The organism is Vibrio sp. 10N.286.49.E11 (assembly GCF_041469505.1).
GTDB classification, from domain to species: Bacteria; Pseudomonadota; Gammaproteobacteria; order Enterobacterales; family Vibrionaceae; genus Vibrio; species Vibrio crassostreae_C.
The window spans coordinates 1-9,340 of the sequence record NZ_JBFRKQ010000104.1 but is presented as its reverse complement, the minus strand read 5'-3'; the positions used below and the strand labels follow the sequence as shown (position 1 = coordinate 9,340).

The following is a 9,340-nucleotide window of genomic DNA, read 5'->3' as shown; positions in this document are numbered from 1 at the left end:
CTCAAAATAATTGGAGTTGCAGCTAGGCGACCCTTTCTTTGTTAAGTAACTAAAGTTCTGCCCTATGAGCATAGATTTACTATGTGATTAGGGTGAACTTACGCAGTTAACAACGCTGCGGCTTCAAGTATGAAGAGTATTTACTTTTTCTTTTTCACTGCTTTCTTATTTGGAAGGTCAGTGATTGAACCTTCGAATACTTCCGCAGCTAGACCAACAGACTCGTGTAGAGTTGGGTGAGCGTGGATAGTAAGTGCAATATCTTCTGCATCACAACCCATTTCAATTGCTAGGCCGATTTCGCCAAGAAGTTCACCACCGTTAGTACCAACAACAGCACCACCGATTACGCGATGAGTATCTTTATCGAAGATCATCTTAGTAACGCCGTCTGCACAGTCAGAGGCGATTGCACGACCAGAAGCAGCCCAAGGGAAAGTAGCAACTTCGTAGTTGATGCCTTCAGCTTTCGCTTCTTTCTCAGTCTTACCTACCCAAGCAACTTCTGGCTCAGTGTACGCGATTGATGGAATAACCTTAGGGTCGAAGTAGTGCTTCTTACCAGAGATAACTTCAGCAGCTACGTGACCTTCATGCACACCTTTGTGAGCAAGCATTGGTTGACCAACAACGTCACCGATCGCGTGGATGTGAGGAACGTTAGTACGCATTTGCTTATCAACATTGATGAAGCCACGCTCATCAACTTCGATACCCGCTTTTTCAGCGTCGATAAGTGCACCGTTTGGAACACGACCGATAGCAACAAGAACAGCATCGTAGCGCTCAGCTTCAGCTGGTGCTTTTTTGCCTTCCATTGATACGTAGATACCGTCTTCTTTCGCTTCAACAGCAGTCACTTTAGTTTCAAGCATTAGCTTGAACTTGTTCTTAATGCGCTTAGTGAAAACTTTAACGATATCTTTATCCGCAGCAGGGATAACTTGATCGAACATCTCTACAACTTCAACTTTAGAACCTAGAGAGTGGTAAACCGTACCCATCTCAAGACCGATGATACCGCCGCCCATGATAAGCAGTTTTTCAGGTACTTCGTTTAGTTCTAGTGCATCCGTAGAATCCCAAATACGTGGGTCTTCATGTGGGATGAAAGGAAGTTTGATTGGGCGAGAACCCGCAGCAATGATTGCGTTGTCGAAGTTAACCGTAGTTGCTTCACCTTCGCCTTCAACAAGAATGCTGTTAGGACCAGTGAACTTACCGAAACCGTTAACAACAGTAACGTTACGCATCTTAGCCATACCGCCAAGACCGCCAGTTAATTGATCAACTACTTTATCTTTCCAGATACGAATCTTGTTGATGTCAGTTTGTGGCTCGCCGAATACAACGCCGTGCTCTGCCATCGCTTTAGCTTCTTCGATTACTTTAGAAACGTGAAGAAGTGCTTTTGATGGAATACAACCAACGTTTAGACATACACCACCAAGAGTGCTGTAACGTTCAACTAGTACTGTTTCTAGACCTAAATCCGCACAACGGAATGCAGCTGAGTAACCAGCAGGACCTGAACCAAGTACAACAACTTGGGCTTTAATTTCTTTGCTCATTGTGACCTCTTGTAGTCATTATCCCTAACAGGCTGAGTAGATGTTCTTAAAATTATTGGGCTTTCAAACAGGAAACATTTTACAGAGATGTTAACAGTGTGAAAGTAGCTTTAAGTTAGCCTGTGAGCTAGACAACAATTCCCTCTCGCTTTCTTAGAAATGCGGGAAACTGTTCTCTAAAAATAGTCTTTATATAAAGAATTAAGGTGACCCGAAAGCCACCTTAATAATTACTTTCTCAATTACAGAACTAGACGACGAATGTCAGATAGTGCGCTGTTTAAGAAAGTAATGAAGCGTGCACCTTCTGCACCATCGATCACGCGGTGATCATATGATAGAGACAGTGGAAGCTGTAGACGTGGTTGGAACTCTTTACCATTCCAAACTGGCTTAATCTCAGACTTAGATACACCTAAGATACCGACTTCTGGAGCATTTACGATTGGTGTAAATGCAGTACCGCCAATACCACCAAGGCTAGAGATTGTGAAACAACCGCCTTGCATGTCTGCCGCAGTTAGCTTGCCAGAGCGTGCTTTCTTAGAAACAACCATTAGTTCTTCAGATAGCTCGTAAATACCTTTCTTGTTCACATCTTTGAAAACAGGAACAACTAGGCCGTTTGGTGTATCAACTGCGATACCCACGTTTACGTACTTCTTAAGAATGATGCTTTCGCCATCGTCAGAAAGAGACGAGTTGAATGCTGGGAATGCTTCTAGCGCTTTAGCAACAGCTTTCATGATGAACACAAGTGGAGTGATCTTCATACCAGTGTCTTTCTTCGCTTCGATTGCGTTCTGTTCTTTACGGAATGCTTCTAGCTCAGTGATGTCTGCGTTGTCCCACTGTGTAACGTGAGGGATCATTACCCAGTTACGGTGCAGGTTAGCGCCAGAGATCTTCTTAATCTTAGAAAGCTTCTGAACTTCAGTTTCGCCGAACTTGCTGAAGTCAACTTTTGGCCATGGTAGTAGACCAAGAGCAGAACCGTCACCGCCTTTGCCAGATGCCGCTGCACCAGACTCAAGACGCTTAAGTGCATCTTTAACGTAAGACTGAACGTCTTCTTTAAGGATACGGCTCTTACGACCAGTACCTTTAACCTTAGAAAGGTTAACGCCAAATTCACGAGCAAGACGACGAACTACAGGAGAAGCGTGCGCGTAGTCACCGTTCTCTTGGAAGTCGCCAGCTGCTGGAGCTACTGTTTCTGCTTTAAGTGCAGGTGCTGCTGCCGGAGCTGCTGCTTGTGCTGGAGCGGAAGCCACTACTGCTACTGGAGCTGCGCCTTCCACAACGAAAGTCATGATTAGAGAGCCAGTTGACACTTTGTCACCAGCTGCAATCTTGATCTCTTTTACTGTACCAGCGAATGGTGCAGGCACTTCCATTGAAGCTTTGTCGCCTTCAACAGTAATTAGAGATTGCTCTTCTTCTACTGTATCGCCAACCGCTACCATGATTTCAGTAACTTCTACTTCGTCACCACCGATATCAGGAACGTTCACTTCTTTCTCAGCAGATGCTGCTGGAGCCGCTGCAACTGGTGCTGGAGCAGGAGCTGCTGCAACTGGAGCGCCAGAACCTGCCACTTCAAATACCATCACTAGAGAACCAGTAGATACTGAATCACCAGAAGCGATCTTGATTTCTTTAACGATACCAGCGAATGGTGCAGGTACTTCCATTGAAGCCTTGTCACCTTCAACAGTAAGAAGAGATTGCTCTTCTTCTACTGCGTCACCGATAGCTACCATGATTTCAGTTACTTCAACTTCATCACCGCCGATATCAGGAACGTGAACTTCTTTAAGCTCTGCCGCTGCTGCCGCTGCAGGCGCAGCTACTGGAGCTGCCTCTGCTGCTGGAGCAGGTGCAGCTTCAGCTGCACCCTCGGCTTCGAAAATCATGATAAGAGAACCAGTAGAAACAGAATCGCCTTCAGCTACTTTGATTTCTTTAACAATACCTGCTTGAGACGCTGGAACTTCCATAGAAGCTTTGTCGCCTTCAACAGTGATCAGAGACTGCTCTTCTTCAACCTTGTCGCCAACGCTTACAAGAATCTCAGTAACTTCAACCTCATCCGCACCGATGTCAGGTACATTAATTTCGATTGCCATTGCTTATTTACCTTCTAGTTAAGCGCTGTATTAAGCGTATTGTGGGTTTGTTTTTTCAGTGTCGATATCGAATTTAGCAATTGCTTCAACAACTACAGATTTCTCGATATCACCACGTTTAGCCAGTTCAGTTAGCGCTGCAACTACGATGTAGCCAGCGTTAACTTCGAAGTGACGACGTAGGTTTTCACGGCTGTCAGAACGGCCGAAACCATCTGTACCAAGTACTTTATAAGACTCAGTTGGCATGTACGCACGTACTTGCTCAGCGTAGTTCTTCATGTAGTCAGTCACTGCGATTGCAGGTTCTTTACCAAGAACAGTTGTGATGTACGGTACTTTTTCTTCCGCTTCTGGGTGAAGCATGTTGTCACGCTCTACCGCTTGACCATCACGAGTTAGTTCGTTGAACGACGTTACAGAGAATACGTCAGATGCTACGCCGTACTCTTCACTTAGAATTGCAGCCGCTTTACGCGCTTCGTTCATAATAGTACCAGAGCTCATTAGTTGAACTTTGCCCTTAGCACCAGCGTGAGATTCAAGCTTGTAAATACCTTTACGGATGCCTTCTTCAGCGCCTTCTGGCATTGCTGGCATTGCGTAGTTCTCGTTCATTACTGTTAAGTAGTAGTAAACGTTTTCTTGCTCAGGACCGTACATGCGACGGATACCGTCTTGCATGATTACCGCTAACTCGTAAGCAAACGTTGGGTCGTAAGAGATACAGTTAGGTACTGTGTTCGCCATGATGTGCGAGTGACCATCTTCGTGCTGTAGACCTTCGCCGTTTAGCGTTGTACGACCAGCAGTAGCACCCAGTAGGAAGCCACGAGCTTGTTGGTCACCTGCTAGCCATGCCATGTCGCCAATACGTTGGAAACCGAACATTGAGTAGTAGATGTAGAACGGGATCATCGGTAGATCGTTTGTGCTGTATGACGTTGCAGCAGCAACCCATGAAGCCATAGAACCTAGTTCGTTGATACCTTCTTGAAGAACTTGACCAGACGTTGCTTCTTTGTAGTAAGAAACGATGCCTTTATCTTCTGGAGTGTAATCTTGACCGTGTGGGTTGTAGATACCAACCTGACGGAATAGACCTTCCATACCGAATGTACGTGCTTCATCACAGATGATAGGAACGATGTTCTTACCAATGTTCTTATCTTTAAGAAGGATGTTTAGCGTACGTACGTAAGCCATAGTTGTAGAGATATCACGCTTCTGCTCACCTAGTAGAGGTGCGAATGCGTCTAGCTCAGGAACCTTGAACTCTTGTGTAAACTTAGGAAGACGTGCTGGAGTGTAACCGTGTAGAGCGTTACGACGCGCGTGCATGTATTCGTATTCAGCAGAACCTTCTTCCAGTTTTAGATATGGAAGTTCAGCGATTTTCTCATCTGATAGTAGGTCTTCAAGGCCTAGGCGATCACGCAGGTGTTGAACATGAGTCATGTCCATTTTCTTAACACCGTGTGCAATGTTCTTACCTTCAGCTGCATCACCCATGCCGTAACCTTTAACAGTTTTAGCTAGGATTACCGTTGGCTTACCGTTTGTCTCTTTTGCATTGTTGAATGCAGCAAACAGTTTAGAAGAATCGTGACCACCACGCTTAAGAGCGAAGATTTCGTCATCAGTCATATCAGCAACGAGTGCAGCTGTTTCTGGGTACTTACCAAAGAAGTGCTCACGTACGTATGCGCCATCTTTAGATTTAAATGTTTGGTAATCACCATCGATAGTTTCGTTCATTAGTTGAAGAAGCTTACCAGTAGTGTCTTTAGCCAGTAGTGAATCCCAGTTGCTACCCCAGATAACTTTAACAACGTTCCAACCTGCGCCTTTGAATAGGCCTTCAAGTTCTTGAATGATGCTACCGTTACCCATTACAGGACCGTCTAGACGCTGTAGGTTACAGTTGATTAGGAAACATAGGTTGTCTAGCTTCTCACGCGCAGCGAAAGAGATAGCACCACGTGATTCTGGCTCATCCATCTCACCGTCACCTAGGAACGCGTATACGCGTTGCGCTGAAGTTTCTTTCAGGCCACGGCCGTCAAGGTACTTAAGGAAGCGCGCTTGGTAGATCGCAGAAATAGGACCAAGACCCATAGATACTGTCGGGAATTGCCAGAACTCAGGCATCAGTTTCGGGTGCGGGTAAGAAGGGATACCTTTACCATCAACTTCTTGACGGAAGTTATCTAGCTGCTCTTCAGTTAGACGACCTTCAACGAATGCACGAGAGTAGATACCTGGAGAGATGTGACCTTGGTAATAAACTAGATCGCCACCGTCAGTCTCGTTTGGAGCACGGAAGAAGTGGTTGAAACATACTTCATAGAACGCTGCTGCTGACTGGTAAGAAGCCATATGACCACCAAGGTCTAGGTCTTTCTTAGAAGCACGCAATACGATCATGATTGCGTTCCAGCGAATAATCGAACGAATACGACGCTCAAGAGTTACGTCACCAGGGTAAGCTGGCTCTTGTGCTGCTGGAATTGTGTTGATGTAGTTTGTGTTGATGCCTGTAGCCATATCAACACCATCTAAACGCGCTTTATCTAGAACTTGTTCTAGTAAAAACTGTGCACGTTCTACACCTTCTTCACGTACTACTGACTCAAGAGCTTCTAACCAATCTTGAGTTTCCAGAGCATCAACGTCATGCTTCATGTCAGACATGGCGATCTATCCTTTTTGTTAGTTGGATTCTACTAAACACGTAAAAAGCCGAAGTATTACGGCTATTTACCCTGTTGAATTCGACGTAGAGAACGTTCGCGACGCGACTCTTCCTTCGTCAAATCCAGCAATGTTTCTTCGATGTAAGCTAAATGAGAATGTGACATTTCACGTGCCTGTTCTGGCTGCCCTGAAACAATCGCATCTACAATGTTAGCTCGATGTATACTCACTTTCTCCACAACGTCTTTACGACGATGCAACAGCTTTAAATTCTCTAAGACGTTTTGTTCGAGTAACGGAGCCAAACTACGAACAATGTGCAATAACACCACATTGTGTGCAGCCTCTGTTAAAGCAATAAGAAAAGCCATCACTGCTGCAGATTCGGCTTCAATATCACCCTTATCTTGCGCACCATGAATCTTTTCTTGGCATGCTTGAATTCGAGCAAAGTCTTCATCAGTACCACGCAATGCCGCAAAGTAAGCCGAAATCCCTTCCATCGCATGACGCGATTCCAACAAGTCTAGTTGGGTTTCAGAATGGGATGACAACAAATTAAGCAAAGGATCTGAAAAGCTTTTCCAGATATTTTCGCTCACAAACGTACCTCCACCTTGACGGCGAGTAAGCAAGCGTTTTGCTTCTAAACGTTGTATGGCTTCTCGAATTGAAGGACGAGACACATCGAACTGTTTCGCCAGTTCGCGCTCTGGTGGCAGCTGCTGCCCAGGAGCCAGTGTTCCCTCCACAATCAACCTTTCTAACTCTTGTTCGATAACATCGGAGAGTTTTGGCTGACGAATCCTTTGATAAGCCATAGTTTGTTATTCTTCTTTTTCTTCGCTGACAATTGGTAATACCAATTTTAAGTTGCGCAGAAATTAACATAATTAAAACGCCACTGTCCAGTCTAAAATTGACCTGCATCATAGAATGCAGTGTGAATTAACCGTGATTTAACAAATGAAATTTAAAACAGCAACCAAATTGGTCTTACCATTTACAGGGGTAATACTTTTGGGGAGGATTCGTGCTAGAAAGTTTCAGGATAAAAATGAATTGTTTCAGAAAGATTAGTCAAACTAGGTCAAAAATCGAACCGAGCGCACATTAGAGACAGAAATTCTGTTCATAAGTCTTAATATTTAGGCGTTTGATAAGCGCGTCACACTCTGGATTTATTGATGCTTAGCTCCCAACCACTTTATTTACATAGCAACAACAAAAATTCACAAGTCATTATGCTAGGCGTTGATTATTCACACCTAGCTGTCAGTAACACCATTTAAAACTCGAAGCTTAGGCCTTGAGCTTTCTTTTGAATTTCTGCCAGTCGAAAACCAAACCAGGGTCAGTCTTACGCAAGGGGGCAATATATTGATGTCCTGTGATGCGTTGTTCTGTGATCTCTGGAAAATTCGACATTAGAGTTTCAGTCAGCTGCGACAAGGATTGATACTGCTGCTCGGTATAAGCCGCAAAATCACTGCCCTCGAGTTCAATACCAATAGAGTAATCATTACACTTTTCACGCCCAGCAAAACTCGACTGGCCAGCATGCCAAGCTCGGTCTAAGAACGAAACAAACTGCACCACTTCACCATCACGACGAATCAAACAATGGGCAGACACGCCCATTTGGTGAATCACCTGAAAAAACGGGTGTTCAGCGGGGTTCAATTTCCCAGTAAAAAATTGTTCAATATACGGGCCTCCAAACTCACCGGGAGGCAAACTAATATTGTGAACCACCAGCAAAGAAACATCATCAACACTAGGCCTAGCATCAAAATACGGGGAAGGAACATGCCGAGCGTTGTCATACCATCCGTTGGAGCTGATCGTCATCTTAATCTCACTTTCTTTTCCGCTAACACAATAGATTGTGACTTTGCCCATCGAGCCGTCGTGCTAGCCTCTTTAATTTGAAGTTAAGCAAGAGTATCATTCCATTCCCACTCCCTTTCAAGATTAGATTTGCGATGAAAAACACACATAACAGCCACCAACGCCTTGACTACTTAAAAGAGCAACTGCCTCTAGAGATCACTCGTGCAGTCGCTGAGACTATCCGAGAAGATCTAGGCGGAACACTCGATCCAGCGGCTGATATTACGGCAAGTCTAATCCCAGCAGACGCAATCAACAGCGCGACCATCATTACTCGTGAACACGGCGTATTCTGTGGTAAAGCTTGGGCTGATGAAGTGTTTAAGCAATTGGGCGGTGAAGTAACGATCGAGTGGAACGTAGAAGACGGCGATAAGGTTGAGCCAAACCAAACGCTTTGCACCCTAACCGGCCCAGCACGCGCACTACTAACCGGTGAGCGTAACGCAATGAACTTCATTCAAACACTGTCTGGTTGTGCGACAGCAACAGCTATCTACGCTGACAAAATCAAACACACAGAGTGCCGCCTGTTAGATACTCGTAAAACGATCCCTGGCCTGCGCAGCGCACTAAAATACGCAGTCGCTTGTGGTGGCGGTTTCAATCACCGTATTGGCGTTTTTGATGCGTACCTAATCAAAGAAAACCACATCATCGCATGTGGTGGTATTGAGAAAGCTATCTCAACAGCAAAAGAGCTAAACCCGGGTAAGCCTGTAGAAGTTGAAACAGAAAGCCTAGAAGAGTTAGAGCAAGCAATCAACGCCGGCGCAGACATCATCATGCTAGACAACTTCACTACCGACATGATGCGTGAAGCGGTTAAAATCAACGCTGGCCGTGCCGCATTAGAAAACTCAGGTAACGTCACATTAGACACTATCGCAGAGTTCGCTGAAACGGGTGTTGATTACATCTCGGTAGGTGCGCTGACTAAGCACCTAAAAGCAATGGATCTATCAATGAGATTCAAAGCGTAATTGACTGAATAATAATTAATTTCTGTAAAGGCACTGTTGATAACGGTGCCTTTTTTATGGTTCATCG

6 protein-coding genes are annotated in these 9,340 nt (G+C 44.9%); 1 reads left to right on the top strand and 5 read right to left on the bottom strand.

Features of this window, described 5'->3' with window-relative positions; all coding sequences use genetic code 11:
- Positions 1-140: 140 nt before the first annotated feature.
- The 5 genes from lpdA to ampD all read right to left on the bottom strand — a co-directional run bounded on the left by lpdA (position 141) and on the right by ampD (position 8,299).
- On the bottom strand, positions 141-1,571 hold the full coding sequence (gene lpdA, locus AB4167_RS20905) for a dihydrolipoyl dehydrogenase (protein WP_010435969.1): 1,431 nt from the start codon (positions 1,569-1,571) through the stop codon (positions 141-143).
- A 242-nt stretch (positions 1,572-1,813) separates the two neighbouring features.
- Positions 1,814-3,700: a pyruvate dehydrogenase complex dihydrolipoyllysine-residue acetyltransferase gene (aceF, locus tag AB4167_RS20900; RefSeq protein ID WP_016794569.1), complete on the bottom strand. Its 1,887-nt coding sequence runs from the start codon at positions 3,698-3,700 to the stop codon at positions 1,814-1,816.
- Between the two features lie 30 nt (positions 3,701-3,730).
- The gene (gene aceE / locus AB4167_RS20895; protein WP_016768210.1) at positions 3,731-6,394 is read right to left on the bottom strand and encodes a pyruvate dehydrogenase (acetyl-transferring), homodimeric type; all 2,664 of its coding nucleotides are present in this window, start codon (positions 6,392-6,394) and stop codon (positions 3,731-3,733) included.
- 62 nt (positions 6,395-6,456) lie between these two features.
- The gene (gene pdhR / locus AB4167_RS20890) at positions 6,457-7,218 is read right to left on the bottom strand and encodes a pyruvate dehydrogenase complex transcriptional repressor PdhR (RefSeq protein ID WP_016768209.1); all 762 of its coding nucleotides are present in this window, start codon (positions 7,216-7,218) and stop codon (positions 6,457-6,459) included.
- 481 nt (positions 7,219-7,699) lie between these two features.
- Positions 7,700-8,299, bottom strand: coding sequence for a 1,6-anhydro-N-acetylmuramyl-L-alanine amidase AmpD (ampD, locus tag AB4167_RS20885; RefSeq protein WP_016783774.1), 600 nt, complete (start codon positions 8,297-8,299; stop codon positions 7,700-7,702).
- Positions 8,300-8,382: 83 nt separating this feature from the next.
- Between ampD and nadC the strand changes: the two genes are divergently transcribed.
- On the top strand, positions 8,383-9,273 hold the full coding sequence (nadC, locus tag AB4167_RS20880) for a carboxylating nicotinate-nucleotide diphosphorylase (RefSeq protein WP_016783773.1): 891 nt from the start codon (positions 8,383-8,385) through the stop codon (positions 9,271-9,273).
- Positions 9,274-9,340 lie beyond the last annotated feature (67 nt).

Bases quoted from the DNA above. Each gene is read 5' to 3' on its own strand.
- lpdA (WP_010435969.1), bottom strand. From the start codon at position 1,571: ATGAGCAAAGAAATTAAAGCCCAAGTTGTTGTACTTGGTTCAGGTCCT.
- aceF (WP_016794569.1), bottom strand. From the start codon at position 3,700: ATGGCAATCGAAATTAATGTACCTGACATCGGTGCGGATGAGGTTGAA.
- aceE (WP_016768210.1), bottom strand. From the start codon at position 6,394: ATGTCTGACATGAAGCATGACGTTGATGCTCTGGAAACTCAAGATTGG.
- pdhR (WP_016768209.1), bottom strand. From the start codon at position 7,218: ATGGCTTATCAAAGGATTCGTCAGCCAAAACTCTCCGATGTTATCGAA.
- ampD (WP_016783774.1), bottom strand. From the start codon at position 8,299: ATGGGCAAAGTCACAATCTATTGTGTTAGCGGAAAAGAAAGTGAGATT.
- nadC (WP_016783773.1), top strand. From the start codon at position 8,383: ATGAAAAACACACATAACAGCCACCAACGCCTTGACTACTTAAAAGAG.